Origin of the sequence: Isoptericola sp. NPDC056573 (assembly GCF_042793335.1) — a bacterium.
Lineage (GTDB): Bacteria > Actinomycetota > Actinomycetes > Actinomycetales > Cellulomonadaceae > Isoptericola.
In genome coordinates, this window is the sequence record NZ_JBHTUY010000001.1 from 578,093 (window position 1) to 603,937 (window position 25,845).

Genomic DNA, 25,845 nt, shown 5'->3' on the forward strand with positions numbered 1-25,845 from the left:
GGTCAGCGCGGGACGGGGACGGTCGCGAGCACGGTCGTCAGCACGCTCTCGGCCGTGACGCCCTCGAGCTCCGCCTCGGGCCGCAGCTGGACGCGGTGCCGCAGCGTCGGGTGCGCGAGCGCCTTCACGTCGTCGGGCGTCACGTACGAGCGCCCGGACAGCCAGGCCCAGGCGCGCGACGTCGCGAGCAGCGCGGTCGCGCCACGCGGCGATACGCCGAGCGAGAGCGAGGGGGAGCGGCGGGTGGCGCGGCACAGGTCCACGGCGTAGCCGAGCACCTCGGGCGCCACCTGGACCTGCCGCACCTCGGCGCGCGCGGCGGCGAGCTGCTCGGTGCCCGCGACCGCCCGGACGCCCGCGGCGCCCAGGTCGCGCGGGTCGAACCCGGCGGCGTGCCGGGCCAGGACCTCGATCTCCTGCTCGCGCTCCGGGACGGGGAGCACCACCTTGAGCAGGAAGCGGTCGAGCTGCGCCTCCGGCAGCGGGTACGTGCCCTCGTGCTCCACCGGGTTCTGCGTGGCGATGACGACGAACGGGTCCGGCAGGGGGCGCGGCGTGCCGTCGACGGACACCTGCCGCTCCTCCATCGCCTCGAGCAGGGACGCCTGCGTCTTCGGGGGCGTGCGGTTGATCTCGTCCGCGAGCAGCAGGTTCGTGAAGACCGGCCCCTCGCGGAACGAGAACTCGGCCGTGCGCGCGTCGTAGACCAGGGAGCCGGTGACGTCGCCGGGCATGAGGTCGGGCGTGAACTGCACGCGCTTCGTCGACAGGTCGAGCGACGCGCCGAGCGCCCGCACCAGCAGCGTCTTCGCGACCCCGGGCACGCCCTCGAGCAGCACGTGGCCGGAGCAGAGCAGCGCGATGAGCAGGCTCGTCACCGCGGAGTCCTGGCCCACGACCGCCTTGCCGACCTCGCTGCGCACCCCGGCGAGCGCGCCGCGCAGCTCGCGAGAGGGGGAGCCGGCGGCGGGCTCCGGGGCCGGGGGCGCCTGCGGGGGCGCGGGGTCGCCCGGGGTGGGGGTCGACGCGGTGGTCGACGTGGTGGTCGACGCAGTGGTCTCGACAGGGGCCGCGGGCGGTGTGCCCTGCGGGTTCTCGTCGGGGGTCGTCACGATCGGTGGACCTCGCTCTCCAGGGTGTCGAGCCGACGCGCGAGCTCGGTGAGCGCGTCGTCGTCGTGGGGTGGTGGGCCGTACAGGAGGTCGGCCACGTCGTGGTCGGACCGGCCGCTGGCGCGGGCGACGGCGTCGGTGAGCGCCGTGGCGTCGGCGGACCGGGGCACGCCCAGGCGGCGCGCGACGGTCTCGGCGGTGGCGGCGCGCAGACCCGCGGCGGCGTGGCCACGGGACCTGGCCCGCCGGTAGAGGCGGCCGCGGCCGCGGGTGGTCTCGGCGGCGCGCACCACGACGGGCAGCTCCTCCGCGACCAGCGGGCCCAGCCGGCGCCCCCGCCACACGGCGGCGACGAGCACGACCAGCAGCGCCCAGAGACCGACGACGCCCGCCCAGGGCGGCAGGATCCCGGCGCCGGCGGACGGCGCGCCGGCCTCGCCGGTCGAGCTCGTGTCGAGCGGGTCGGGCACCAGCCACACGAGCGTCTCCTGCGCGCCGAGCAGGCCGAGCGCGAGTGCCGCGTCGCCGTCGTCCAGCACGGTGCCGTTGGTGACGAAGGACGGGTCGTCGACAGCGGTCACGAACCGTCCGCCCGCGGACCCGGGCAGCTCGACGCGCGCCAGCGCCGCCGACCCGTCGACCGGCCAGCACAGCGTCACGTCGGTGGACCCGGGCTCGGCCCGCAGGCCCGGCGCGAGAGCCAGCGCGCCGGCGCGCGTGGCGAGCGGCAGGTCGCACGACGGCTCGACGGCGAATGCCGGGGCTGCGACCCCGGGCGTGCGGCTCACGGAGCCGTCGGTGGCCGCGCGCACCAGCTCGTCGTCGGCGCCGAGCAGCACCAGGTCCGCGTCGACGCCCGCCAGGGCATCGACCTGCTCGGGCAGCAGCAGGCTCCCGGGCGTCACGAGCAGCGTGGTGCCCGCGCCGGCCGCCGCGACGGCGTCCGCGACGCGGGTGACGTGGCGGACCTCGACCCCTTGCCGCCCCAGCACTTGCGCGACGGCGCGGGCGCCGTTCGGCTGCGCGTTGTCGGGGGCGTACGGGGTGGCGGAGGTGACCGGGCGCTGCACGGCGAGCACGGCCACCACGAGCGCGAGCACCCCGAGCACCAGCAGCGTCCAGCGGGCCCGGCGCCAGCGGTCGGCGGTGCGGCCGCGGCCGGTGGTGCCGTCACCCGTCACGACCGGCGAGAGCACGGCGTCCGGCGAGCCGGCACCCGCCGTCGCGGCCTGGACCGTGCCCTGGACCGTGCCCTGGGACCGGCGCTGGGTCGGGCCCGGCGTGGTCTGCGTCGGAGCCGTCACGGCGCCCCCACCCCGCCGGGCGCGGCGACCGCGAGGGGCTCGGGCCGCAGCCCGCGCACCCGCTCGTCGAGGTCGCGCAGGCGCCGGTCGTCGTCCGGTCCGGCGGGGAGCGTGCCGTAACAGACGTCGTCGAACAGACGGGCCGCGTCGTGCAGCTCGGCGGCGACGGCGGGCAGCCGGGCGGCGGCGTCGTGCGCGGCCTCCTGCGCCGTCCGGCCCGGGCGGTCGTCCAGCACCACGCGCTCCTCCAGGGAGCGCACGAGCGCGCGGAAGCGGTCCAGCACGGCCCCGGACCAGTCGCCGCGGGCCGCCGCGGCGTCGGCGGACGCCCGCAGCTCGGCCGCGGTGCGCTCGTCGCCGTCGAGCACGACGACGGAGCGGCGCCGGCGGCGCGCGAGGCGCACGGGACCGGCCACCCACCAGGCGAGCGCGGCGACGAGCACCAGGACCACGACGACCACGAACGCGAGCGGGAACCGCCCCTCGCCGAGGGTCAGGCCGTCGAACAGGTCGCCGAGCCAGGTGAGCAGGCGCTCCAGGAGCGACGGCTCCGTGGAGTACTCAGGTCGCGACAGCTCCTCCAGGAGCCAGCGGTGCGCCGTCTCCCGGTCGGGGTCCACGGGCACGCCGGCGGGCACGTGGGCCACCAGGGTCGTCACGACCCCGTGCACCACCGCCGACGCGCCGCTCACGCGAGCATGCCGGGCGGCGGACCGGGCCGGGCGCCGGGCTCGCCACCCGGCCGCCCGCCGTCGGACGCCTGCGCCGCGGCGGCGAGCTGCACGTCCAGGCCCTCGCGGCGCATCCGCACGTCGATGTAGAGCAGCGCGACGACCGAGGCCACGAAGATCGTGGTGATCGCGGCCGAGATGACCGACGACAGCACGGTCGCGACGACCGTGGCCGTGGTGAACGCCTCCGTGCTCCCGCCGGTGCCGCCGATCATGCCGGCGACGAAGCTGAGGGGGATCGTGATGATGTACGCGGCGGCGCTCACGATGATCATCGCGAGCAGGTAGATGCCGAACAGGCGCCAGAAGGACCCGCGCGTCAGCCGCCAGGCGCGCGCGATCGTGCTCCCCAGGCCCTGACCCTCCAGCGCCAGCGCGGGCGCGACGAGCCCGAGCCGCACCCCCAGCCACACGAGGAGGACGACGAACCCGGCGCCGAGCAGGAGCCCGAGGCCGATGGCGGCCCCGGTGGACTGCTCGCTCACGAGGGCGACGAGCAGGACCAGGACGAAGAACCAGACGAACGTCCCGACGGCGCCGGCGAGCGAGCGCAGCAGGGCCCAGCCGATGAGGCGGCCGACGCGCCCGCGCAGCCGCTCCCAGACCTCGCCGAGGCTCAGCTTGCGGCCGATGACCGACTGGCTCACCGAGACGGTGAGGATGCCCTCCACCACGGGCTGGGCGAGCAGCAGGGTCACGCTCATGCCGAGGGACGACGCGAGGGACTGCGCGACGAGGTTGTCGAACCCGAGCTCGGCGAGCTCCGGGTCGGCCTCGGTCAGCGACGAGAACGACGACGAGAACGTCGGCACGATGAGCTGCGCGATCAGCACGCCGAGGACGGTCGCCACGAGGATCACGAGCGTGGCGGCGCCGAGCATCACCTTCGGGTTGTGGCGGATCGCGGTGAACGCGCCGTCGTAGATCTCGCCGAGCGACAGCGGGCGCAGCGGCACGATGCCGGGCTTCGTCGCCGCCGGGGCGCTCGGCGGCCGCGGGCCGTACTGCTGCCCGTACTGAGCCTGCCCGTACTGCTGCCCGTACTGGCCCTGCCCGTACTGCTGGCCGTACTGGCCCTGCCCGTACTGCTGCCCGCCCTGCCCGTAGGCGGGCGGCTGCGGGGCGCCCTCGGGCGCGCGCTGGCCGTAGCGGGGCGGCTCGGGGGCGTCGCCCCAGCCGGAGGGCGGCTGGGGCTGGTCGGGCGTGCTCATCGCGGCCTCCCGGGCTGCAGGGCGGTCGGGTCGTGCCGACGCGGCGTCGGCGGACGGGACTGTCGGGGCTGTGCTGGTGGAGTGCTGGAGGACCGGGTGTGACGCCGGTCGCCCCGACCCTAGTACGGCGCGCCCGCTCGCTCATGCGGCTTTCCACCGGACCTTGCGCCGTGCCTGGCAGAATGGGTGCATGAAGTCCCGTGTCCTGGTGGTCGACGACGACACTGCGCTGTCCGAGATGATCGGTATCGTCCTGAAGTCCGAGGGGTTCGAGCCGACGTTCTGCGCCGACGGCGACGGAGCCCTCGTCGCCTTCCGCGACGAGCAGCCCGACCTCGTCCTGCTCGACCTCATGCTGCCCGGCAAGGACGGCATCGAGGTCGCCCGCGAGATCCGCGCCGAGTCCGGCGTCCCGATCATCATGCTCACCGCCAAGACCGACACGGTCGACGTCGTGCTCGGCCTCGAGTCCGGCGCCGACGACTACGTGACGAAGCCGTTCAAGCCCAAGGAGCTCGTCGCCCGCATCCGCACCCGGCTGCGCCGCAACGACGACCCCGGCCCCGAGCGGCTGCGCATCGGCGACGTCGAGATCGACGTCACCGGCCACAACGTGGTGCGCGACGGCGAGCGCATCAGCCTCACCCCGCTGGAGTTCGACCTGCTCGTGGCGCTGGCCCGCAAGCCCTGGCAGGTGTTCACGCGCGAGGTGCTGCTCGAGAAGGTCTGGGGCTACCGGCACAGCGCCGACACCCGCCTGGTCAACGTGCACGTGCAGCGCCTGCGCTCCAAGGTGGAGCGCGACCCCGAGAACCCGACGGTCGTGCTGACCGTGCGCGGCGTGGGCTACAAGGCCGGTGCCCCGCGCTGAGCCCGCCGCGCGCCGCGTCCGCCGGACGTGGCGGCGGTGGCGCGCCTGGACGGTCTCGCGGACCCGGTACCTCGTCCGGCGGTGGCGGTCGTCCCTGCAGCTGCGGGTCGTGACCTCGGCGCTCGCGCTCGGCGTCGTCGCGGTCGCGCTGCTCGGCCTCTACCTGTCGGTCTCGATCCGCGACGGGCTGTACGAGCAGCGCGTGGACCGCATCGAGCGCGAGAACGCCTCGATGACCGAGCAGGTCCGCAGCGCCTTCGACACCTCGCCCGCGACGTCGGCCTCCGACGTGCAGCTCCTCCTGACGCAGATGGTGCGCACCCTCGCGGCGGGCGCGTCCAGCGCGCAGGACTTCCTGCTCCTCAGCACCCCCGACCAGCCGCAGCGGCTCGCCGACACGGGCACCCAGCCGGAGCTCAAGGCCATCATCGGCGAGGACCTGCGCGAGGCGACCCGCGCGTCGGACGGCCAGGTGCTGCAGTCCGTGCAGATCCCCGCCGAGTTCACCGACACCGAGGTGCCGGAGCCGGGCGTGATCGTCGGGACGACGGTCGAGGTGCCGTCCATCGGCACGTACGAGCTGTACGCGATCTACTCCCTGCAGGCCGAGCAGGAGACGCTGTCGTTCGTGCAGCGCACCCTCTCGCTCGGCGCGCTCGCGATCCTCGCGCTGCTCGGCGCGCTCACGTGGGTCGTGACCCGGCAGACCGTCGCGCCCGTGCGCCGCGCCGCTACGGTCGCGTCGCGGCTCGCCGACGGCCACCTGGACGAGCGGCTCCCGGACGCCAAGGGCCAGGACGAGATGGCCACCCTCACCCGCACGTTCAACGAGATGGCCGGGAACCTCGAGGACCAGATCGCGCGCATGGAGGAGCTCTCCGCCGCGCAGCGCCGCTTCGTCTCCGACGTCTCGCACGAGCTGCGCACGCCGCTGACGACGATCCGGATGGCGGGCGAGGTCATCCACGCCTCCCGCGACGAGCTCGACCCCGCCGCCCGCCGCTCCGCCGAGCTGCTGTACACGCAGCTCGACCGCTTCGAGATCCTGCTCACCGACCTGCTCGAGATCAGCCGGTTCGACGCCGGCGCGGCCGTGCTCGACGTCGAGCAGCGCGACCTGCGCGACGTCGTCGCGGCCGTGGCGGACACCTCGATGCCGCTCGCCGAGTCCAAGCACGTCTTCCTCTCGGTGACGCTCCCCGACGAGCCCGCGACGGCGGACGTCGACCCGCGGCGCGTCGAGCGGATCGTGCGCAACCTCGTGGTGAACGCCGTCGAGCACGCCGAGGGCAAGCCGGTCGAGGTCACCGTCGGGGTCGACGCCGACGCGGTCGCCGTCGTCGTGCGCGACCACGGCGTGGGGCTCGCGCCCGAGGACATCGACCGCGTCTTCCACCGCTTCTGGCGCGCGGACCCCGCCCGCGCCCGCACCACCGGAGGCACCGGGCTGGGCCTCGCGATCTCCCTCGAGGACGCGCGCCTGCACGCGGGCCGCCTCGAGGCGTGGGGGCGGCTCGGGGAGGGCGCGAGCTTCCGGCTCACGCTGCCGCGGCGCGCCGGGATCCGCCTGCAGGGCTCGCCCCTGCCGCTCGAGGGCCCGTCGACCGGGGTCACGGCCCCGCCCACCGGTCAGCTGCCGGTCGTGAACCCGCCGACCGGCCCCACCCCCACCGCCATCCCCGAGCTCGGGGTCGTGGACGCCGACGGCGTGGACATCGCCCACGCACCCGTCCCGTCCGGCCGGCCGGACGCCGAGGAGGAGGTCCGATGACGACGTCCCGCGCCCCCGGGCAGGTGCGCCGCCCGCGCCGCCGGGCCGGCGGCCTGCCCGCCGCCCTCGTCACCGTCCTGACCGTGCTCGCGGTGACCGTCGCGTGCGCGCGCATCCCCACGAACGGGCCGGTGCGCGACGGCGACACCGAGCTGGAGAACATCAGCGAGATCGGCTACATCGCGTCCGGACCGGCGGCCGGCGCCAGCCCGGACCAGGTGGTGCAGGGCTTCCTCAGCGTGGCGCAGCTCGGCCCCACGTCGAGCTCGTCGTTCGCCGTCGCGCAGGAGTACGTCACGGACGAGGCGTGGGAGGGCTGGGACCGGTACGCGCGCGTGCTCGTGCTGGAGGAGGACCCCGAGCTGGACCTCGCCGACGTCCCCGCGGACGCGACGGAGACGACCGTCGACGCGACCGTGCGCGTGGTCGCGACGCTCGACGACCGCGGGATGTACACCGAAGAGGCGCGGACCAACGAGTTCGTGGTGTCCTTCGGTCTGTCGCGCGGTGCGGGCGGGGAGTGGCGCATCTCCCAGCTCGAGGACGGTCTCATGCTCCCGGCCGCGTTCTTCGGCCAGGCGTTCCACCCGACGACCCTCTACTTCCCGACGCCCGACCTCGCCTGGTGGGTGCCCGACATGCGGTGGTTCCCGCGCCAGACCTGGCGCACCGACGCGACCAGCGAGATCCTCGCCGGCCCGCCCGAGTGGTTGCAGGACTCGACGACGACGGTCATCCCCGAGGGCACGTCGCTCGCCATCGACGCGGTGACGGTGACCGACGACGGCACCATCGACGTGAGCCTCACGTCCACGATCTCGCAGGCCAGCGCCGACCAGCGGGCGCTCGCGACCGCGCAGCTGCAGGCGTCGCTCGCCGAGGGCGAAGGGCGCACCGTCGTCCTCTCCGACCAGAACACGCCGCTCACGACCCGCGCGGCCGACTCGATCTCCACGCCCCGGACGTCGGGGGAGGCGCTCGCCGTCTCCGACGGCACGCTCGTGCGTGTCGTCGGGCGGGAGCTGCGCGAGCCGGACGAGCCCGTCGCGCTCGACGGCCTCGACCCGACGGCCCTCGCCGCCGGCCCCGGCGACGAGCCGGTCGTGGTGCGCGACGGCGCGGAGCGCATCGTCCGCGTCACCGGCGACGACGCGCCCGACGTGCTGCTGTCCGGCGCGAAGCTCGCGCCGCCCTCCGTCGACCGGTTCAGCGCCGTGTGGAGCGCGCAGGGCGCGGACCTCCTCGTGGCGATGCCGTCGGGCGCGGTGCGGACGCTGGACGTCGACTGGCTGTCGTCGCGGACCATCCGGTCGGTGCACGTGTCGCCGGAGGGCGCCCGCGTCGCGATCGTCAGCTCCGGCCCCAGCGGTCGTCTGGTGCACGTGGCAGGCGTGGTCCGCGACGCCGAGAACGTCCCGACCGGACTCTCGGCGCCCGTGCAGGTCGGCGCCTCCGTGCGCCAGGTGACGCAGGCGGTGTGGCAGGACGAGGCGGCGCTCGCCCTGATCGGCCAGGAGGCCGACGGCGACGACGCGGTCTTCCTCACCGGCGTCGGTGGGCTCTCAGGCCAGGGCGGGCTGTCCCGGGCGCAGCCCGGCGTCCCGGAGCCGCGCTCCGTGACGGCGTCCGTCGGTACGGGGGCCATGCTCGCCATCGACAGCGGCGGCACCCTGTACTCGCGGCAGAGCTCCGCGCTGTGGTCGATGGTGTCCGACGACGTCGACCTGGTCGCCTACCCGGGCTGACGGCCCGGCCGACGACGCCGACACCGACACCGACACCGACACCGACACCGACACCGCCGCGCGGCGACGACGGCCCGACGCTGCCCCCAGGCCGCCGTCGTCCCCGGGACGCGGCGAGCACGCCCGCCGCGTCCCGCAGGCGCGGCACGCTGCAGACATGCCCCCGACGACGACCGCGCCGCCCGTGCGGTGGCTCCGCGAGCTCGGCCGCCTCGTCGTGCCGGTGTCGTGCCCCGGCTGCGGCGCGCTCGACGTGCCCTGGTGCCCCACCTGCGAGGCGCTGCTCGTCGGGCCGCCGGCCCGCGTCGAGGCGGCGGCCCCGCGCCTGGACCGGCTCGACGGCGTCCCCGTGCTGCCGGTCTGGGCGCTCGCGGCATACGGCGGGCCGGTGCGGGAGGTCGTCGTGGCCTGGAAGGACCGTGGACGCACCGACCTCGACCGGCTCGTCGGACCCCCGGTGCGGACCGCGGCACGCGCCGTCGCCGCGACCGCGGCGCGCGCCGTCGCCGGGCGGCCCCTGCTCGTCGTCGGCGCACCCTCCACGGCGGCGTCCCGGCGCGCCCGCGGACGCGACCACGTGCGCGTCCTCGCCCGTGCCGCCGCGGACGGGCTGCGCGACGCCGGGCTCGCCGCGACGGTCGTCCCGGCGCTGACCCGGCGCGGCCGCGGGCGCGACCAGGTAGGGCTCGGCGCTCGCGCCCGCGCGCGCAACCTCACCGGGTCCGTGGCCACGCGCGACCGGGCGCTCGCCCGCGCCGGCGGGGCCCGTCCCGCCGTCCTGCTCGTCGACGACGTGGTCACCACCGGCTCCACGCTCGCAGCCGCGGAACGCGCCCTCGAGGACGTCGGGGCGGACGTCCTCGGGGCCCTCGTGCTGGCCGCGACCCCACCTCCGGGGGCCGTCACGAAAGACGTGAGGAACCTCCTCGCGCCCCCGGTGTACCTGGCGCACGGGAGGGGGTTAGCCTGAGGGTCCCACGCGGGCGAACCGCCCCCGAGACCTCGGTCCGGGACGCTCGCCCGTGCGACCCACGAGCGGTCCGGACGGACGTCCGGCGACCCGGGAGGTGGTGCCGAGCACGGTGCCCCGGACGGGGTGCCCAGACAGACAACTCGGGTCGCTCGAGCAGTGGGCGGCCTCACGACGAAGTGGAGCAACACGATGGAGATCGTCGTCGTCGGCAGGCACACGGAGGTGGCGGACAGGTTCCGCCGGCACGTGGAGGACAAGCTGAGCAAGGTCACCCAGCTCGCACCGGCCGCTCGCCGGGTGGACGTGGAAGTGACGCGCGAGAACAACCCGCGGCTCTCCGAGGTCCGAGAGCGGGTCGAGCTCACCGTGCACGACAAGGGGCCCGTGATCCGCGCGGAGGCCGCGGCGGACGACCGGTTCGGTGCCCTCGACATCGCGTTGGACAAGCTCACCGAACGGTTGCGCCGATCGCGCGACCGCCGCAAGGACCACCGCCGCCGTGCCAACGGCGTCCTCCCGTCCGTGGACGTCCGCCCCTACGACGAGGTCGCGGCCACCGAGACCGCGGCTCAGCCGACCGCACCCGTCGCGCTCGCCGAGCCCGGTGACGCCGTCGAGGAGCAGCTCGGCGACTCCCCGGTGGTGATCCGGCGCAAGCTGCACCACGCAGAGCCGATGACCGTCGACGACGCCGTCTACCAGATGGAGATGGTGGGGCACGACTTCTTCCTCTTCATCTCGAAGGAGACGGCCCGTCCGTCCGCGGTGTACCGCCGCCGGGGGTGGACGTACGGCGTCATCGAGCTGGACTCGACCGTCGGTGGCGTGGAGCCGGTGACCGAGCTGACGTGATCTGAACCCGTCCGTCGGTCGAGCTTGTCGGGACCACGGTGCGGGCGAGCCGGTCGAGGCCTTCGTCGCGGGGACGCGTTCACGGGCGCCAGGGCGCCCTCCACTTCGGGAGGGATACGTCCCCGCGACGAAGGCCTCGACCGGCTCTCGTCTGTCCGCTCGCGGCCCCCGGTGGTCGAGCCTGTCGGAACCCTCCTCGCTGGTTGAGCCTGTCGAAACCCCAGGGCTCGTCCTCGCCCCTGTCGGTGGCCGTCGGCAGGATGGTGGGGTGGACTCCCTCTCGCTCGCGCAGGCCCGTCGCGTCGCCCTCGGGGCCCAGGGGCTGCACCGCGCCCGGCCCGGGCAGGCCGGTGCTGCTCCCGGCGGCGACGGCGGCGTGACGATGCGCCGGGCGATGGCGACCGTGGAGCAGCTGAACCTGCTGCAGATCGACTCCGTGAACGTGCTGGCGCGGGCGCACCTGATGCCGCTGTACTCGCGGCTCGGGCCGTACGACGTCGGGCTGCTGGACCGGGCGGCGGGGCGTGCGCCGCGCAGGATCGTGGAGACGTGGGCGCACGTGGCCTCGTTCGTGCCGGCCACGACGTACCCGCTGCTCGAGTGGCGGCGGCGCAACTATCTCGACGAGGCCTGGGGCACCATCGCCGGGGCGCCGCTGGCCCACGCCGCCGAGATGGACCTGGTGCGGCAGCTGGTCGCCGAGCGGGGGCCGGTGACAGCCCGCGAGATCCACGACGAGCTGGTCGCCACGGGGCGGTCCGGCCCGCGCTCCCGCGAGGAGTGGGGCTGGAACTGGACGATGGCCAAGCGGTGCCTCGAGTTCCTGTTCTTCACCGGCGAGGTGATGGCCGCGCGACGCAACACCGCGTTCGAGCGCTGCTACGACCTGCCGGAGCGCGTGCTGCCGCCCGCGGTCCGCGCGGCGGGACCGGTGCCTGCGGACGAGGCGGTGCGGCGGCTGCTGGAGCTCGGCGCGCGGGCTCACGGCGTGGGCACGGTCCGCTGCTTCGCCGACTACTTCCGCCTGCGCGGCCCGGCCGTGCGCCGGGCCCGGGACGAGCTGGTCGAGGACGGCGTCCTCGTGCCGGTCGAGGTGCGCGGCTGGGACGAGCCCACCTACCGGCACCGGGACGCGCGCGTGCCTCGCCGGGCACAGGCGCGCACCCTGCTCAGCCCGTTCGACCCGCTCGTGTGGGAGCGGCGGCGGCTCGAGGCGCTCTTCGACGTGTTCTACCGGATCGAGATCTACGTGCCCGCTCCGCAGCGGGTGCTCGGGTACTACGTGCTGCCGTTCCTCGAGGGCGACGCGATCACGGCGTTCGTCGACCTCAAGGCCGACCGGCAGGCGGGCGTCCTGCGCGTCCAGGCGGTGCACCCCACCGCTCACGCCGGCCCCGACACCGCGGCGGCGCTGGGCGCCGAGCTGGCCGTGCTCGCGGGCTGGCTCGGGCTCGGGACGACGGCGGTCGCGCCGGTGGGCGAGCTCGCACCCGCGCTGGCCGGGGCCGTGCGCGCGGCATAGGGCGCCGGGCACCCTGCGCTCGTAGGATCGGCGCCACGACGTCGGGGAACCCGCGTCGGTCGGGACCGGAGAAGGTCAGGAGCGCAGATGGCCACGGCCGTGCTGTACCTCGCCGCGGCGCTGGTGGGCGGTCTGGCGGCGACGCTCCTGCGGCTGCCGCCGCTGGTCGGCTTCCTCGCCGCCGGGTTCGCGCTCGGGGCGGCCGGAGCCCCGGAGCTGCCCGGCCTGGAGACCGTCGCCGAGCTGGGCGTGGCGCTCCTGCTGTTCGCGATCGGGCTGAAGCTCGACGTCCGCTCGCTGCTGCGCCCGGAGATCTGGCTCACGACCGTGGCGCACCTGGTGCTGAGCGTCGCCGTCGCGGTCGGGTTCCTCGGCCTGCTCGCCGTCGCCGGGATCCGGCTGCTCGCCGACGAGTCGCTCGGCTCCCTGGCGCTCGTCGGGCTGGCGCTGTCGTTCTCCTCGACGGTCTTCGTCGTCAAGGTGCTCGAGGACCGTTCCGACACGACGGCGCTGTACGGGCGCATCGCCGTCGGCGTGCTCGTGGTCCAGGACGTCGTCGCGGTGGCGTTCCTCGCCGTCTCGACGGGGGAGCCGCCCAGCCCGTGGGCGCTCGCCGTCGTCGGCCTGATCCCCGGCGCCTGGGTGCTGCGCCGGGTCTGGGACCGGGCCGGGCACGGCGAGCTGCAGGCGCTGTTCGGCGCGTTCGTCGCCCTCGTGCCCGGCTTCTGGCTGTTCGATGCGGTCGGGCTGTCGGGCGACCTGGGAGCGCTCGTCATGGGTGCGCTGCTCGCCGGGCACCCGCGGGCCACCGAGCTCTCCCGCTCCCTGCTCACGGTCAAGGACCTCGCTCTCGTCGCGTTCTTCCTGCAGATCGGGCTGCACGGGATGCCCGCCCCGGTCGACCTGGCGCTCGCCGGCCTCCTGCTCCTGCTCCTGCCCCTCCAGGCGGCCGGCTACGCCGTGCTGCTGTGGCTGATGCGGCTGCGTCGCCGCACCTCGTTCCTCGCCGGGCTCGCCCTCGGCAACTTCTCGGAGTTCGGCATCATCGTCGTCGCGTTCGGCGCGACGGCGGGCCTTCTCGACGAGGAGTGGACGGTGATCGTGTCCCTGGCGGTCGCGGCGAGCTTCGTCGTCTCGGCGATCGTCAACCGGCGCGGGGTGGAGCTCGCCGCCCGGCTCACCGGGCTCCTGCCGCGCCGGGACGTCGACAAGCTGCACCCCGACGACCGGCCCGTCGACATCGGCCGGGCCGACGCCGTCGTCCTCGGCCTGGGGCGGGTGGGCTCCGCCACGTACCGGCGGCTGCGCGACGTGCACGGCCTGTCGGTCATGGGGGTCGAGCACGACCGCACGCGGGTCGCGGCGCTCCGCGACGAAGGGATCGCCGTCGTCCCCGCGGACGCCACGGACTCCGAGTTCTGGGCCCGGGTCAAGCGGGCCGGCCAGGTGCGTCTCGCCGTGCTCGCGATGCCGTTCCACAAGGCGAACCTCATCGCCCTGGCCCGGCTGCGCGCGGTGGGCTTCGCCGGCCGGGTGGCGGCGATCGCCCGCTACGACGAGGACGCCGCCGAGCTGCGCCGGCACGGCGCGGACGCCGTCTTCCACCTGTACGGCGCGGCGGGCGCCGAGCTCGCCGACCGCGCCGCCGCCGATCTCGCCCCCGGCCAGGGCCGCGACCACGAGACGCTGTGACCGGGCTCCTGGCCCTGTGCACGCGGCGAGTCGGGGCCAAACGCCCGCTCACGGCGCCGGAGCGGTTTCGTCCGTCGCGAACCCGTGCCGGACTCCCAGGCGATCGGCCTAGGATGGCACGGGTGTGACCCAGGCGACGGCGCGGGCGTGCGATCCCGACCGCCCCTCGTCGCCCGTCGTCGCGCCGCACGGTCCCGGCCATCCCCGGGGCGCCACCGACCCTGGAGTACTGCGTGCCTGCGATCCTCGAGAAGGTCCTCCGTCTTGGCGAGGGCCGGATTGTCAAGAAGCTCAACAGCCTGGCCCAGCAGGTCAACCGGCTCGAGCCCAGCTTCGAGGAGCTGAGCGACGCCGAGCTGCACGAGGAGACCGACCGCTTCAAGGAGCGCCTCGAGCACGGCACCACGCTCGACGAGCTGCTCCCCGAGGCGTTCGCCGCGGTGCGCGAGGCCGCGCGCCGCACCCTCGGCCAGCGGCACTTCGACGTGCAGCTCATGGGCGGCGCCGCCCTGCACCTCGGCAACATCGCCGAGATGAAGACCGGTGAGGGCAAGACGCTCGTCGCCACGACCGCCGCCTACCTCAACGCCCTCGAGGGCAAGGGCGTGCACGTCGTCACGACCAACGACTTCCTCGCGAAGTACCAGGGCGACCTCATGGGCCGCGTCTACCGCTTCCTCGGCATGACGACGGGCGTCATCGTCTCGGGTCAGACGCCGGAGGAGCGCCGCAGGCAGTACGCGGCCGACATCACCTACGGCACCAACAACGAGTTCGGCTTCGACTACCTCCGCGACAACATGGCCTGGTCGCCCGACGACCTGGTGCAGCGCGGCCACCACTTCGCCATCGTCGACGAGGTGGACTCGATCCTCATCGACGAGGCCCGCACGCCGCTCATCATCTCCGGCCCCGCCTCCGGGGACGCGAACCGCTGGTACACCGAGTTCGCGAAGGTCGTGCGCCGCCTCGAGGTCGAGAAGGACTACGAGGTCGACGAGAAGAAGAAGACCGTCGGCGTGCTCGAGCCCGGCATCGAGAAGATCGAGGACTACCTCGGCATCGACAACCTCTACGAGTCGCTGAACACCCCGCTGATCGGCTTCCTCAACAACGCCATCAAGGCGAAGGAGCTGTTCAAGCGCGACAAGGACTACGTCGTGCTCAACGGCGAGGTCATGATCGTCGACGAGCACACCGGCCGCATCCTCGCCGGGCGCCGCTACAACGAGGGCATGCACCAGGCCATCGAGGCCAAGGAGGGCGTGCAGATCAAGGCGGAGAACCAGACGCTCGCCACGATCACGCTGCAGAACTACTTCCGCCTCTACGACAAGCTGTCCGGCATGACCGGTACGGCCGAGACCGAGGCCGCCGAGTTCCAGGGCACCTACAAGCTGGGCGTCGTGCCGATCCCCACCAACCGGCCCATGATCCGCATGGACCAGGCGGACCTCGTCTACAAGAACGAGGACGGCAAGTTCAACGCCGTCGTCGAGGACATCGTCGAGCGCCACGCGAAGGGCCAGCCGGTGCTGGTCGGCACCACGAGCGTCGAGAAGTCCGAGCTGCTGTCGGGCCTGCTCAAGCGGGCGGGCGTGCCGCACAGCGTCCTGAACGCCAAGGAGCACGAGCGCGAGGCGTCCGTCGTCGCGCAGGCCGGTCGCAAGGGCGCCGTCACCGTCGCCACCAACATGGCCGGCCGCGGCACCGACATCATGCTCGGCGGCAACGCCGAGTTCCTCGCCGTCTCCGAGATGGCCCAGCGCGGTCTCGACGCCGGGGAGGACCCGGAGGCCTACGAGGCGGCCTGGCCGGACGTGCTCGAGAAGGCCAAGCAGGCGGTGGCCTCGGAGCACGAGGAGGTCACCGAGCTCGGTGGGCTCTACGTGCTCGGCACGGAGCGGCACGAGTCGCGCCGCATCGACAACCAGCTGCGCGGTCGTTCCGGCCGTCAGGGCGACCCGGGCGAGTCGCGGTTCTACCTGTCCATGCAGGACGACCTCATGCGCCTGTTCAACTCGGGGCTCGCGTCCTCGATGATGGACCGCGCCGGCTTCCCCGACGACATGCCGCTCGAGTCGAAGATGGTCACGCGCGGCATCCAGAGCGCGCAGTCGCAGGTCGAGGCCCGCAACTTCGAGATCCGCAAGAACGTCCTCAAGTACGACGACGTCCTGTCGCGACAGCGCTCGGTCATCTACGCGGAGCGCAAGCGGGTGCTCGAGGGCGAGGACCTCGAGGACCAGGTGCAGCACTTCCTCACGGACGTCGTCACCGCGTACGTGGACGGCGCGACCGCCGAGGGCAACCCCGAGGCCTGGGACCTGGACGCGCTGTGGACCGCGCTCAAGTCGGTGTACCCGGTGTCGATCACGCCGGAGGACGTCGTCGAGGAGGCGGGCGGCGTCGGCCGGCTGACGCACGAGCTGATCCTCGAGGAGCTGCTCTCGGACGCCCGCGTGGCGTACGAGGCGCGCGAGGAGTCCCTCGGCGGGCCCGCGATGCGCCAGCTCGAGCGCCGCGTCGTGCTCTCGGTGCTCGACCGCAAGTGGCGCGAGCACCTCTACGAGATGGACTACCTCAAGGAGGGCATCGGCCTGCGCGCGATGGCGCAGCGCGACCCCCTGATCGAGTACCAGCGCGAGGGCTTCCAGCTGTTCCAGGCGATGACGGAGTCCATCAAGGAGGAGTCGGTCGGGTTCCTGTTCAACCTCGACGTGCAGGTGCAGCAGCCCGGCGCCCAGGGTGCTCCCGGCGCCCCGGTGATCTCCGCGGCCAGCGCTGCGGCGGCGGCGCAGTCCGACGCGGGCCAGGTCGTGGCGGGCGGGACGGCGCCGGCCGCCGAGGCCGCCCCGGTCGCCGAGCCCGCGGCCCCGGCCGAGCCCGAGCCGGCCGCGGCGGAGCCTGCTCCCGCGGCGGCGGAGGAGCCCGTGCTCCTGGCCAAGGGGCTCGACGCCCCGGCGCCGCAGCGCCTGTCCTACTCGTCGCCGAGCGAGGACGGCTCGACCACGACGACGGGCGCTCCCACGCGCCGCTCGCGCCGCGAGCTGCACGGGGAGGCCACGGCGGCCACCAGCGACGGCCGGACCTTCCCCGGCACGCCGCGCAACGCCCAGTGCCCCTGCGGCTCCGGGAAGAAGTACAAGGTCTGCCACGGCGTCAACGAGGAGTGACGACGGCTCCCTGAGCGACGCCACGACGCCGGAGCCCCGACCCGCACCCGCGGGCCGGGGCTCCGGCGTTCTCCCGTCCGCGCCGGTCAGCCGATCTCGAGGACGGCGACGCGCCAGGCGCCCCGGCGCGCCTCCAGCCGGACGGCCGCGGCACGCACCCGCCCGTCGTCGTCCAGGACGACGGTCGCCTCGGCCACGTCGTCACCCAGGCGGACCAGCCGGACGCGCCGCACCTGGACGGGCCGGTGGTGCGCCGCGTCCCGCAGCGGGGCGTGGGCCAGGCCGATCCGGGCGCGCTCGGCCAGCTGGTCGCGCACCTGCGGCGTGACCCAACGGGCGAGCTGCGCCGCCGGCCGCTCCCCGCGCAGGACCTCGACCGCGGCGCGCACGACCGTGCAGCACTGCGCCGTCGGGTCGGGCAGCGGCGCGGGCGCGGCCTCCCGCAGCGGCCTCGCCGTGAGGTCCTGGTCGTCGTCAGGGTCGCGTCGTACGCCCGGGGCGCCGACCCGCACCCGCCGCGTCCGCGGCGCCGGCCGGGTGCTCGCCTCGGGATAGCCCGCCGGGCCGGCCGGTCGCGGCGGGGCCGACACCCGCAGCGCCCGCCGGGTGGGGGCGCCGTCGTCCTGCGCCGCGGCGACATCGTGCCGGTCCGCCTCGGTGCCCGGTCCGGTGCCGGGCGTCGCCGTCGTGCCCTCCGGCGCCGTGCCGGGGGCGGGGGTGCCCTGCTCCGGGGAAGCCTCCGTCGCCGGCGTGGTCGGCGCAGTCGTCGTCGCGGTCATGGTGCCCTCCGGTGGATGGTGCGGGAGTCGTGGGACGTCGGGTCGTCAGGCCGGGGCGTGCAGGATCTGGCCGGGCAGGAGGTGGTCGGGGTCGGCGCCGATGACGTCGCGGTTCTCGGTGTGCCACCGCGTCACCTCGCGGAGGATCTCCGCGTCGGTGGGGGAGCCGCCCAGCGCCTCGGTCGCGATGCCCCACAGGGTGTCGCCGCGGAGCACCACGCGGACCGGCTCGTCGTCGTCCGCGTGGTCGTCGGCATCCTGGGCGGCATCCTGGGCGGCATGGTGCGCGACCGGGGCGGCAGCGACCTCCTCGACGAGCACGTCCTCCTCAGGAGCCGCCGCCGGCGCCGGCATCTCCGCCGGGCGTTCGACGGCCTCGTCGGTCGGTGCGTCGGTCGGTGCGTCGGCCGGTGCCTCGCCCTCCGCGGCGGTGGACCGCCAGCCGAGGTCGAGGGCGACCGACGAGGCCTCGGGGGTCGGGCCGGTGGGCTGGACGTCGGCGGCGAGGGCCGCGGTCGGGGCGAGCGTGAGCCCTGCGCCGACGCCGACGCCGACGGCGGTCCGGACGAGGCGGCGGACGGCCGCGGGTGCGAGCCGCTCGACGGCGGCCTCGCCGGCACGCCAGCGGCGGCCCAGCAGAGACGCGGCGACGCAGGCCAGGGCGACCGCGCTGCTCAGGGCGAGCCAGGCGGCGGCGAGCAGCCCGGCGACGAGGACGGCGAGCTCGACCCAGCGGTCGACGGTGAGGCCGACGGCGGCGGTGGACGTCCGCGGGACGACGGCGGCCGTGCGCAGCACCAGGGCGGCGCCCACGCCCGCGGCCGCGGCCGTGAGGACGGCGAGCCGGCCGAGCCCACCTGGTCGTGAGAGCCGGTCGTGAGGGGTGCTGCCGGACATCGAGGTCTCCTTCGTCCCTCCGCTATCGTCTCGAATCGGTCCCGGTGATGCCAGTTGATAGCGGGTGATGTGTTCTGGTGGTGGATATTGAAGCGGACTGGTGCCGGGTCTGTCTACCCGGGCATCCTGTGGGCATCGATCCCGACGAGAGGAGCCTCATGACATCCGCGGGTCCGGCCAGGTGGGAGCTGCTCTTCGCGGACCTCGAGGCGCGCTTCGACGCCGAGCAGGCGGCCGAGCGGGAGGGCGCGGTCGCCGAGCTCACCCGGGCCGAGCAGGCCTCGATCCCGCTGGCCGACCGGCTGCGTGCCGCGACGGGCTCCGTGCTGCGGCTCGAGCTCCTCGACGGCGAGGGCGTCGAGGGTCGGCTCGCCCGCGTCGCGCACGCGTGGCTGCTCCTCGACGGGAGCGGCGCCCGCGGCCGGGTGCAGCACCTGGTGCCGCTGGCCGCGCTCGCCTCGGTCGTCGGCCTGGGCCGGCTCGCGACGCCGTCACGGGCGCGGACCGACGGCCTCGGTCTGGGTCACGTGCTCCGAGGGTTGCAGCGCGACCGTGCCCGGGTGCTGGTCCGCACGGCGGGCGGGTCGGTCACCGGGCGGATCGGGCGCGTGGGCGCCGACCACCTCGACGTCGAGGAGACGGAGCGGGCGCGGCCGGTCGTGCGGACGGTGCCGTTCGGGGCCCTGCTGCGCGTCAGCGAGGCCTGAGGCCGCCGGGGGAGCCCGGCGGGGGCGTCAGAGGTCGCCCGACGCGATCCGCTCGCGCGTGCGGGCGTACTGGTGCTCGATGTACTCCTCGAGCTTGCTCGCCTCGACCCGCCACACCTTCTTGGGGCCCACCTGGATGGCGGGCAGCTCGCCCGAGCGCACGAGCGAGTAGGCCTGGGTGCTGGAGATGCTGAGCATCTCCTGCACGTCCGCGAGGGAGAGGAACCGGTTGGCCATACGGGCAATTCTGGCACAGCGGTCAGGCGTGATGACGGCGGTTGTCCACAGTGGTTGCCGAAAGCATGCGAGGGGTGCCTGATGATAGGTTCCGGCGCGACGCTGCGCCGAGGCCGCGCCCAGACAACCCCGGAGGACGTCCGTGAGCACCGACCCCTTGCCGGCACCCGCGGCTGCGCGCCTGCGCCGCCCGACCTGGCGCGATCCCCGGCTGGTCGTCGGCGTCGTGATCGTCGCCGCGTCCGTCGCCCTCGGCTCGTGGGCCGTCTCCTCCGCGGGCCGCACCGTGCCGGTCTACGCGGCCGACGGCACCCTGACGCCGGGCGAGACCGTCGACGTGGCGCGGCTGCGCACGGTCGACGTCCGGATCGACGCGGGGAGCGAGCTGTACCTGCGTGCCGACGAGGAGCTGCCGGAGCAGGTCGTCGCGTTGCGGGTGGTCGACGACGGCGAGCTCGTCGCCCGGTCGGCCCTCGGCGACGCCGCGGACGTCGACGTGCGCTCCGTCTCCGTGCCCGTCGACCAGGCCATGTCGTCCCGCGTGAAGGCGGGGTCCGCCGTCGACCTCTGGTCGACGCCCGAGGCGCCCGCCGGTGCCGACGCGGCGGCCGAGGAGCCGGCGCCGCTCGTCGAGGGCGTCGTCGTCGAGCAGGTCGACGAGGCGGGGGCCGGGCTCGTCGTCGCGGACGGCGCCACCTTGCACGTGCTCGTGCCCTCGGACGACCTGCCCGTCGTCCTCCGTGCGCTGGCGGTCCCTGGCAGCGTGACCGTGGTGCCGCAGGCCGGGGCCGGCGTCTGATGGCGGGCGTCACCGTCCTGTGCGCGGTGCGCGGCGCGGCGGAGACCGACGTCGTCCTCGCCCTGGGCGGCCCGGGCTCGGGGGTCACCGTCACCCGTCGGTGCGGCGACGTGGCCGAGCTCCTCGCGGCGGCCGCGGCGGGCGCGGGCGCCGTCGCGCTGGTCTCCGGCGACCTGCCCGGCCTGGACCGGGAGGCGGTCGGCCGGCTGCACGCCGCGGACGTCCGCGTGGTCGCGCTCGGTGACGACGTCGCGCCGGCGCCCAGGCTGCACGCGCTGGGCGTGGACGCCGTCGTCGAGCGGTACGACGAGGCGCTCCTGCTCGCCGCGGTCCGGGACGCGGCGCCGGTGCCCGCCGCCGCGTCGGCGCCCGGCGCGCCCGACCTCCTGGTGCTGGGCCGCGCGGCGGACGTCGACGACCCGCTCGCCGCGGAGGAGGTGCGCGGGCTCGAGGACGCCGTCGCGGACGACGCCGCGCCCCGCCGCGGGCGCGTCGTCGCGGTCTGGGGCCCCGTCGGCGCGCCGGGACGGACGACGACGGCGATCGAGCTCGCGGCCGTGCTCGGCGGCCTGTCCGGCGGGCGCCGGCGCCACGGTCGTGCCCGGCGCGAGGCGGCATCGGCGGGCACCGAGCACGCGCTGGTCGTGGACGCCGACACGTACGGCGCGTCGGTGGCGGCCCGGCTGGGCCTGCTCGACGACGCCCCGGGGCTCGCGGCGGTCGCCCGCGCCGCGGCGCACGGGTCGCTCGACCTGCCGACGCTGGCCCGGCACAGCCCGGTCGTCGGCGGCCGGCTCCGGGTGCTGACCGGGATCACCCGCGCCGCCCGGTGGCCCGAGCTGCCGGCCAGCGCCGTCGAGGTGGTCCTCGAGCGGGCGCGCGAGCTCGCCGACTGGACCGTCGTCGACTGCGGGCCGCTCCTGGAGGCCGACGAGCTGCTGATGTACGACACCCACGCGCCGCAGCGCAACGGCGCGACGCTCGCGGCGCTTCAGGCGGCGGACGTCGTCGTGGTGGTCGGCGCCGCCGACCCGGTGGGCGTCCAGCGCCTCGTGCGCGGGCTCGAGGACCTGCGCGACGTGCCCGTGCCCGTCTCGGGGGAGCGCGTGGTCGTCGCGAACCGCGTGCGCGCGTCGGCGGCCGGCTCGCGCCCGGAGGCGGCGGTGCGGGACGCGCTGGCGCGCTACGCCGGGGTGGACGACGTGCACCTGGTCCCGGACGACCCCGCCGGCCTGGACGCCGCGCTGCTGGCGGGTCGCACGCTCGCGGAGGAGGCTCCCGGCTCGTCGGTGACCGTGGCGTTCGAGGGGCTGGCCCAGCGGGTGCGGGCGACCGTCGCCGCGGAGGTGTGAGCACCGGGCTGCCGCTCGCGGCAGACTGTGCGCATGCGCATCTACGTTCCCGCCACCCTGGACGAGCTCGAGGGCGCCGCGGTCGCGGCTGCCGGGGCGCGGTGGGACGTCCCCGCCCGCCGCGCGCACGCGGTGACGCCCGCCCTCGCCGGTGAGCTGCCCGACGAGGACGACGAGAGCCGGGAGTACGAGGCCTTCCTCGCCGCGGCGGACGACTCGCTGGCCCTCGTGGCCGCCCGCCGCGCCGCCGTGCCGCTCCGTGTCGTCGTCTCGCTGGACGTCCCGGACGCCGAGGTCACGGTGGCCGACGGTGCCGACGAGCCCAGCGCCGTCGACGTCGCCGCCCTGACCGGCGTGGTCGTCGTCGCGGTCCACGTCGACGAGCCTGAGGCGGCCGAGGACGTGCGCGCGGTGCTCGCCGCCGCCGACGAGGAGCACGACGCCGAGCGCACGGGCGGCGCGGGCGCGACGTCCGAGGAGGCGCTGGACGCGGCGCTCCAGCGCGTCACCGACCGCGACCTGCTCTGGTACGACCCGACCGAGATCCCTCAGATCCCGCGCGCCTGAATGCTCTCGGCGACGAAGGAACGGGTCAGCCGAGGTAGACGAGCGTCTCGTCGTGGAGCCTGCCGTTGGTGGCCAGCGCGTTGCCGTGCCACGGCCCCGGGGCGCCGTCGAGCGCGGTGAAGCGGCCGCCGGCCTCGGTGACGATGGGCACGAGGGCGGCCATGTCGTAGACCTCGAGCTCGGGCTCGGCGGCGATGTCGGCGGCGCCCTCGGCGACGAGCATGTACGACCAGAAGTCGCCGTAGCCGCGGGTGCGCCACACCTGGCGGGTGAGGTCGAGGAAGCCGTTGAGCTTGCCGTGCTCCTCCCACCCGGACAGGGACGAGTAGGAGAACGAGGCGTCGGCGAGCGTGCTCACGCCGGACACCGACATCCGCGACGCCGACGCGAGCGACTTCCCGGTCCAGGCGCCCGAGCCCTTCGCCGCCCACCAGCGGCGGCCGATCGCCGGCGCCGAGACGAGGCCCATCACGACCTCCTCGCCGTCGGCCAGCGCGATGAGGGTGGCCCACACGGGGACGCCCCGCACGAAGTTCTTGGTGCCGTCGATCGGGTCGATGATCCAGCGCCGCGCGCCGCTGCCGGCCGAGCCGTACTCCTCGCCCACGATCGCGTCCCGCGTGCGCGCCCGGTGGAGCTGGGCGCGGATGAACTCCTCGGCGGAGCGGTCGGCGTCCGAGACCGGCGTGTCGTCGGGCTTCTTCTCGACGTGCAGGTCCACGGCCTTGAAGCGGGACATCGTGATCGCGTCCACCTGGTCGGCGATCACGTGGGCCAGGCGCAGGTCGTCCTCGTACGTGCGCGCGGGCCCGCTGGTCGGGCTGGGAGACGACTGGGTGTACGACACGCCTCACACGGTAGCGGTACGCCGCGGCCCCCGGGCCCCGGCGCGCGGGGGTGGGACAGAGAGGTCAGCCGCGCAGCAGGGCGAGCAGCTCGGCGGTCGTGCCGCACTCGCCCAGCCGGGGGAAGAGCCGCCCGACGCTGTGCTCGTGGTCCTCGGCCGCTCGGTCGGCCATCGCGTCGGTGACGAGGGAGACGTGGTACCCGTGCTCGTGGGCGGCGCGGGCCGTGGACTCGACGCCGATGCTCGTCGCGATGCCGGTCAGCACGACCTGCGTCACGCCGCGGCGGCGCAGCTGCAGGTCGAGGTCGGTGCCGTAGAAGGCGCCCCAGTTCCGCTTGGTCACGACGACGTCGGACGCCGCGGTGTGCAGCTCGGGGGCGAGGACGTCCCAGCCGTCGGGCCGCGCTCCGCCGCGCGGGGCGTCGGTGCGGCCGGGCACGGCGTCCGCGCCGTCGGGGGCGGCGGTGACGCGCACGAGGACGACGGGCAGGTCGCGGGCGCGGAAGGCGTCGGCGAGCTCGACGCTGCGGGCGAGGACGGCGTCGGCGGCGTGCGGTGCGGTCGGCGCGGCCAGGATGCCGGCCTGCAGGTCGACGACGACGAGCGCGGTGCGGGGGTCGAGGGAGGTGAAGGTCATCAGCGGTTCTCTCCGGGTACGGGTACGGGTGCGGGAACAGGTGCGGGCACGGTGCGGGCGGTCGCGGGGCGACGGCGCAGGGAGCGGTCGACGAGCGTCAGAGCGGCGACCGCGACGGCGCAGGTCGCCATCGCGAGGGCGAGGTCGTGCAGGCCCGCCGTCGTGGGGCCGTCGGCGTAGAGGGCGGCGATGGCCGCCGTGGACACCAGCGCGCCGAGGTACATGAACGTGCGCAGCAGCCCGGACGCGGCGCCGACGGTCGCGGCGTCGGCCTGACGGGCGAGCGCCTTCTGGTGCGCGAGCCCGGCCAGGCCCTGCATGCCGCCGATGCCGACGCCGGCGAGGACGAGCAGCCACGTCGGGCTCTCGGGCCGCACGACGGCGAGGATCGCGCCGCCGAGCAGCAGCGACACCGACCCGACGAGCAGGGCCGTGCGCACGGGGGCACGGCGCCCGGTCGCCGACGCGACCGCGACCGCGACGACCGACGTCGGCAGCATCAGCAGCCCCGCGGCGGCCTCGCTCAGGCCGCGGCCCTGCTCGAGCCACTGCACGTAGCCGAACATGAACGCGTACGTCGCGGTGGCGGTGAGCAGGGCGCGGGCGTACGTGAGCAGCAGCGGCCGGTTCCCGGCGAGCAGCCGCAGGTCGATGAACGGACGGCGGGCGCGCAGCTCGTGCCGCGCGAACCAGGCGCCCGTCACGACGGTGGCGGCGAGCACCCACCAGGGGGTGGCCCCGACGAGGACGAGCATCAGGCTGGTGAGCGCGGCCGCGAAGAGCAGCACGCCGAGGACGTCGAGGCGCGCGGCGAGGCGCGGGGGGTCGTCCGGCGTGCCGTCCCGCATGTCGTCGGAGGTGCGGTCGGTGGCGGTCGTGCGCGGCAGCCGCAGGCCGCCCAGCACGAGGCACGCGACCGCGAGCGGCACGTTGACCAGGAAGATCGCCCGCCAGCCCCCGACGCCGACGAGCAGCCCGCCGAGCGTCGGGCCGACGATCATCGTCACCTGGTTCGTGACGGCGAGGATCGTGAGCACCGCCGCGACGCCGCGGTCCTCGCCGGAGCGGTCGGTGGCGCGCCGTACGAGCCACATCGCCGCCGGGTAGGCGGCGCAGGTGCCGATGCCGAGCAGCGCGCGGGCCAGCACGAGCACGCCGAGCGAGGGGGCCAGCGCGCCGAGCAGCCCGGCGACGCCGACGAGCGCGGCTCCGACCAGGTACGGGCGCCGGGGGCCGACGAGGTCGACCACCCGCCCGACGACGGGCTGGCCCACCGCCGTGACGAGGTAGAGCGCGGTGACGAGCCAGACCGTCTGCGCGGCGGGGGCGCCGAACGCGAGCCCGATGGGCACCAGCGCCACCGCGATCATCGACGAGTTGATCGGGTTGAGCAGCGAGCCGAGCGCCAGCGCCGGGGTGAGGCGCCGGTCGTAGCCGGTCGGGACGCCGGCGAGCGGGGCGTCCCGGCGGGCGGCGGGGTGACGGTGGAGCAGGCTCACGGCCGGTCGGCCTCGTCGGCCTGCTCGTCGGCCTGCGCAGGGTCGAGCAGCGTCCGGTCGAGGATCGCGAGGGCCTCGGTCACGGTGGCCAGCTCCTCGGCGGTGAGGCGCTCGCCCAGGGCGCGCGTCAGCCACTCCTGCCCCGCCTCGCGCCGGCCCTCGACGAACGCGCGGCCGTCGTCGCTGAGGGAGATCACCTGGCGGCGGCCGTCGTCGGGGTCGGGGTCCCGGCGCACGAGGCCGCGCTCGGCGACGACGCCGAGGGTGGCACCGAGGGACTGGGGCCGGACCCGCTCGGCCGCGGCGAGCGCGCCGGGCGACGCCGGTCCGTGCTTGGCGAGGCGGGAGAGCAGCGACGTCTGCGACGGCGTGAGCTCCCGGTTGTCGCTCAGCTCGAGGAAACGGCGGCGCAGCCGCCCGACGAGCGAGCGCAGCTCGCGCGCGGCCGCGGCGGCGCCGGCGACGGGCGTCACGGGATCGGGGGAGGAGGGCACCGCTCCACGGTAGAACTCGTCAGTTCAGACTGACAAGTTGTGCCTGACGAATCGCGGGAACCGGGTGACG

The 25,845-nt window shown here is 75.4% G+C and carries 23 protein-coding genes; 12 read left to right on the plus strand and 11 right to left on the minus strand.

What is annotated here, in order from left to right:
• Positions 1 to 2 precede the first annotated feature (2 nt).
• From ACFQ8E_RS02540 to ACFQ8E_RS02555, 4 genes are all read right to left on the minus strand, one after another.
• A complete protein-coding gene (locus tag ACFQ8E_RS02540; protein WP_430549039.1) occupies positions 3 to 944 on the minus strand; it encodes an AAA family ATPase in 942 nt (313 codons plus the stop codon).
• Positions 945 to 1,108: 164 nt separating this feature from the next.
• Positions 1,109 to 2,416: a DUF4350 domain-containing protein gene (locus ACFQ8E_RS02545; RefSeq protein ID WP_430548987.1), complete on the minus strand. Its 1,308-nt coding sequence runs from the start codon at positions 2,414 to 2,416 to the stop codon at positions 1,109 to 1,111.
• Positions 2,413 to 3,108, minus strand: coding sequence for a DUF4129 domain-containing protein (locus ACFQ8E_RS02550; protein WP_430548988.1), 696 nt, complete (start codon positions 3,106 to 3,108; stop codon positions 2,413 to 2,415). Before ACFQ8E_RS02550 ends, ACFQ8E_RS02545 begins: the two co-directional genes overlap by 4 nt.
• The gene (locus ACFQ8E_RS02555; protein WP_430548989.1) at positions 3,105 to 4,358 is read right to left on the minus strand and encodes a glycerophosphoryl diester phosphodiesterase membrane domain-containing protein; all 1,254 of its coding nucleotides are present in this window, start codon (positions 4,356 to 4,358) and stop codon (positions 3,105 to 3,107) included. The genes ACFQ8E_RS02550 and ACFQ8E_RS02555 overlap by 4 nt, the downstream gene beginning before the upstream one ends.
• Positions 4,359 to 4,548: 190 nt before the next feature.
• Between ACFQ8E_RS02555 and mtrA the strand changes: the two genes are divergently transcribed.
• The 8 genes from mtrA to secA all read left to right on the plus strand — a co-directional run bounded on the left by mtrA (position 4,549) and on the right by secA (position 16,960).
• Complete coding sequence (mtrA, locus tag ACFQ8E_RS02560; RefSeq protein ID WP_429735004.1) at positions 4,549 to 5,229, plus strand: MtrAB system response regulator MtrA; 681 nt, start codon at positions 4,549 to 4,551, stop codon at positions 5,227 to 5,229.
• Positions 5,216 to 7,000, plus strand: a complete 1,785-nt coding sequence (gene mtrB, locus ACFQ8E_RS02565) for an MtrAB system histidine kinase MtrB (protein WP_430548990.1) — start codon at positions 5,216 to 5,218, stop codon at positions 6,998 to 7,000. The genes mtrA and mtrB overlap by 14 nt, the downstream gene beginning before the upstream one ends.
• Complete coding sequence (locus ACFQ8E_RS02570; protein ID WP_430548991.1) at positions 6,997 to 8,745, plus strand: LpqB family beta-propeller domain-containing protein; 1,749 nt, start codon at positions 6,997 to 6,999, stop codon at positions 8,743 to 8,745. Before mtrB ends, ACFQ8E_RS02570 begins: the two co-directional genes overlap by 4 nt.
• Before the next feature lie 157 nt (positions 8,746 to 8,902).
• On the plus strand, positions 8,903 to 9,715 hold the full coding sequence (locus ACFQ8E_RS02575; protein WP_430548992.1) for a ComF family protein: 813 nt from the start codon (positions 8,903 to 8,905) through the stop codon (positions 9,713 to 9,715).
• 192 nt (positions 9,716 to 9,907) lie between these two features.
• The gene (hpf, locus tag ACFQ8E_RS02580; RefSeq protein WP_430548993.1) at positions 9,908 to 10,570 is read left to right on the plus strand and encodes a ribosome hibernation-promoting factor, HPF/YfiA family; all 663 of its coding nucleotides are present in this window, start codon (positions 9,908 to 9,910) and stop codon (positions 10,568 to 10,570) included.
• 268 nt (positions 10,571 to 10,838) lie between these two features.
• On the plus strand, positions 10,839 to 12,092 hold the full coding sequence (locus tag ACFQ8E_RS02585) for a winged helix-turn-helix domain-containing protein (RefSeq protein ID WP_430548994.1): 1,254 nt from the start codon (positions 10,839 to 10,841) through the stop codon (positions 12,090 to 12,092).
• 87 nt (positions 12,093 to 12,179) lie between these two features.
• Entirely contained in the window at positions 12,180 to 13,784 is a 1,605-nt protein-coding gene (locus ACFQ8E_RS02590) for a cation:proton antiporter (RefSeq protein ID WP_430548995.1), read from the plus strand.
• A gap of 233 nt (positions 13,785 to 14,017) precedes the next feature.
• Complete coding sequence (gene secA, locus ACFQ8E_RS02595) at positions 14,018 to 16,960, plus strand: preprotein translocase subunit SecA (RefSeq protein ID WP_430548996.1); 2,943 nt, start codon at positions 14,018 to 14,020, stop codon at positions 16,958 to 16,960.
• Positions 16,961 to 17,046: 86 nt separating this feature from the next.
• Here secA and ACFQ8E_RS02600 read toward each other — a convergent pair whose 3' ends face one another.
• Together ACFQ8E_RS02600 and ACFQ8E_RS02605 are read right to left on the minus strand one after the other, a co-directional pair.
• A complete protein-coding gene (locus ACFQ8E_RS02600; RefSeq protein WP_430548997.1) occupies positions 17,047 to 17,739 on the minus strand; it encodes an Rv3235 family protein in 693 nt (230 codons plus the stop codon).
• 45 nt (positions 17,740 to 17,784) lie between these two features.
• Positions 17,785 to 18,636, minus strand: a complete 852-nt coding sequence (locus ACFQ8E_RS02605) for a hypothetical protein (RefSeq protein WP_430548998.1) — start codon at positions 18,634 to 18,636, stop codon at positions 17,785 to 17,787.
• A 158-nt stretch (positions 18,637 to 18,794) separates the two neighbouring features.
• Here ACFQ8E_RS02605 and ACFQ8E_RS02610 point away from each other — a divergent pair, with 158 nt between their 5' ends.
• Entirely contained in the window at positions 18,795 to 19,343 is a 549-nt protein-coding gene (locus ACFQ8E_RS02610) for a hypothetical protein (RefSeq protein WP_430548999.1), read from the plus strand.
• Positions 19,344 to 19,370: 27 nt separating this feature from the next.
• On the opposite strand, the gene ACFQ8E_RS02615 is transcribed toward ACFQ8E_RS02610, so the two are convergent.
• On the minus strand, positions 19,371 to 19,580 hold the full coding sequence (locus ACFQ8E_RS02615; protein ID WP_430549000.1) for a helix-turn-helix domain-containing protein: 210 nt from the start codon (positions 19,578 to 19,580) through the stop codon (positions 19,371 to 19,373).
• Between the two features lie 142 nt (positions 19,581 to 19,722).
• Between ACFQ8E_RS02615 and ACFQ8E_RS02620 the strand changes: the two genes are divergently transcribed.
• Genes ACFQ8E_RS02620 through ACFQ8E_RS02630 form a run of 3 tightly spaced genes read left to right on the plus strand, consistent with a single transcriptional unit; the run spans position 19,723 to position 22,298 of the window.
• Complete coding sequence (locus tag ACFQ8E_RS02620; protein WP_430549001.1) at positions 19,723 to 20,379, plus strand: hypothetical protein; 657 nt, start codon at positions 19,723 to 19,725, stop codon at positions 20,377 to 20,379.
• Entirely contained in the window at positions 20,379 to 21,731 is a 1,353-nt protein-coding gene (locus ACFQ8E_RS02625; protein WP_430549002.1) for a CpaE family protein, read from the plus strand. Before ACFQ8E_RS02620 ends, ACFQ8E_RS02625 begins: the two co-directional genes overlap by 1 nt.
• 33 nt (positions 21,732 to 21,764) lie before the next feature.
• On the plus strand, positions 21,765 to 22,298 hold the full coding sequence (locus ACFQ8E_RS02630) for a DUF6912 family protein (protein WP_430549003.1): 534 nt from the start codon (positions 21,765 to 21,767) through the stop codon (positions 22,296 to 22,298).
• 25 nt (positions 22,299 to 22,323) lie between these two features.
• On the opposite strand, the gene hisN is transcribed toward ACFQ8E_RS02630, so the two are convergent.
• The 4 genes from hisN to ACFQ8E_RS02650 form a co-directional block, all read right to left on the minus strand.
• A complete protein-coding gene (hisN, locus tag ACFQ8E_RS02635; protein WP_430549004.1) occupies positions 22,324 to 23,145 on the minus strand; it encodes a histidinol-phosphatase in 822 nt (273 codons plus the stop codon).
• 64 nt (positions 23,146 to 23,209) lie between these two features.
• Entirely contained in the window at positions 23,210 to 23,782 is a 573-nt protein-coding gene (locus ACFQ8E_RS02640; protein WP_430549005.1) for a hydrolase, read from the minus strand.
• Positions 23,782 to 25,281: an MFS transporter gene (locus ACFQ8E_RS02645; RefSeq protein ID WP_430549006.1), complete on the minus strand. Its 1,500-nt coding sequence runs from the start codon at positions 25,279 to 25,281 to the stop codon at positions 23,782 to 23,784. Before ACFQ8E_RS02645 ends, ACFQ8E_RS02640 begins: the two co-directional genes overlap by 1 nt.
• Positions 25,278 to 25,775: a MarR family winged helix-turn-helix transcriptional regulator gene (locus ACFQ8E_RS02650; protein ID WP_430549007.1), complete on the minus strand. Its 498-nt coding sequence runs from the start codon at positions 25,773 to 25,775 to the stop codon at positions 25,278 to 25,280. Before ACFQ8E_RS02650 ends, ACFQ8E_RS02645 begins: the two co-directional genes overlap by 4 nt.
• Between the last annotated feature and the right edge of the window lie 70 nt (positions 25,776 to 25,845).

Bases quoted from the DNA above. Each gene is read 5' to 3' on its own strand.
- ACFQ8E_RS02555 (WP_430548989.1), bottom strand. From the start codon at position 4,358: ATGAGCACGCCCGACCAGCCCCAGCCGCCCTCCGGCTGGGGCGACGCC.
- mtrA (WP_429735004.1), top strand. From the start codon at position 4,549: ATGAAGTCCCGTGTCCTGGTGGTCGACGACGACACTGCGCTGTCCGAG.
- ACFQ8E_RS02570 (WP_430548991.1), top strand. From the start codon at position 6,997: ATGACGACGTCCCGCGCCCCCGGGCAGGTGCGCCGCCCGCGCCGCCGG.
- ACFQ8E_RS02575 (WP_430548992.1), top strand. From the start codon at position 8,903: ATGCCCCCGACGACGACCGCGCCGCCCGTGCGGTGGCTCCGCGAGCTC.
- hpf (WP_430548993.1), top strand. From the start codon at position 9,908: ATGGAGATCGTCGTCGTCGGCAGGCACACGGAGGTGGCGGACAGGTTC.
- ACFQ8E_RS02590 (WP_430548995.1), top strand. From the start codon at position 12,180: ATGGCCACGGCCGTGCTGTACCTCGCCGCGGCGCTGGTGGGCGGTCTG.
- ACFQ8E_RS02600 (WP_430548997.1), bottom strand. From the start codon at position 17,739: ATGACCGCGACGACGACTGCGCCGACCACGCCGGCGACGGAGGCTTCC.
- ACFQ8E_RS02605 (WP_430548998.1), bottom strand. From the start codon at position 18,636: ATGTCCGGCAGCACCCCTCACGACCGGCTCTCACGACCAGGTGGGCTC.
- ACFQ8E_RS02610 (WP_430548999.1), top strand. From the start codon at position 18,795: ATGACATCCGCGGGTCCGGCCAGGTGGGAGCTGCTCTTCGCGGACCTC.
- ACFQ8E_RS02615 (WP_430549000.1), bottom strand. From the start codon at position 19,580: ATGGCCAACCGGTTCCTCTCCCTCGCGGACGTGCAGGAGATGCTCAGC.
- ACFQ8E_RS02625 (WP_430549002.1), top strand. From the start codon at position 20,379: ATGGCGGGCGTCACCGTCCTGTGCGCGGTGCGCGGCGCGGCGGAGACC.
- ACFQ8E_RS02630 (WP_430549003.1), top strand. From the start codon at position 21,765: ATGCGCATCTACGTTCCCGCCACCCTGGACGAGCTCGAGGGCGCCGCG.
- ACFQ8E_RS02640 (WP_430549005.1), bottom strand. From the start codon at position 23,782: ATGACCTTCACCTCCCTCGACCCCCGCACCGCGCTCGTCGTCGTCGAC.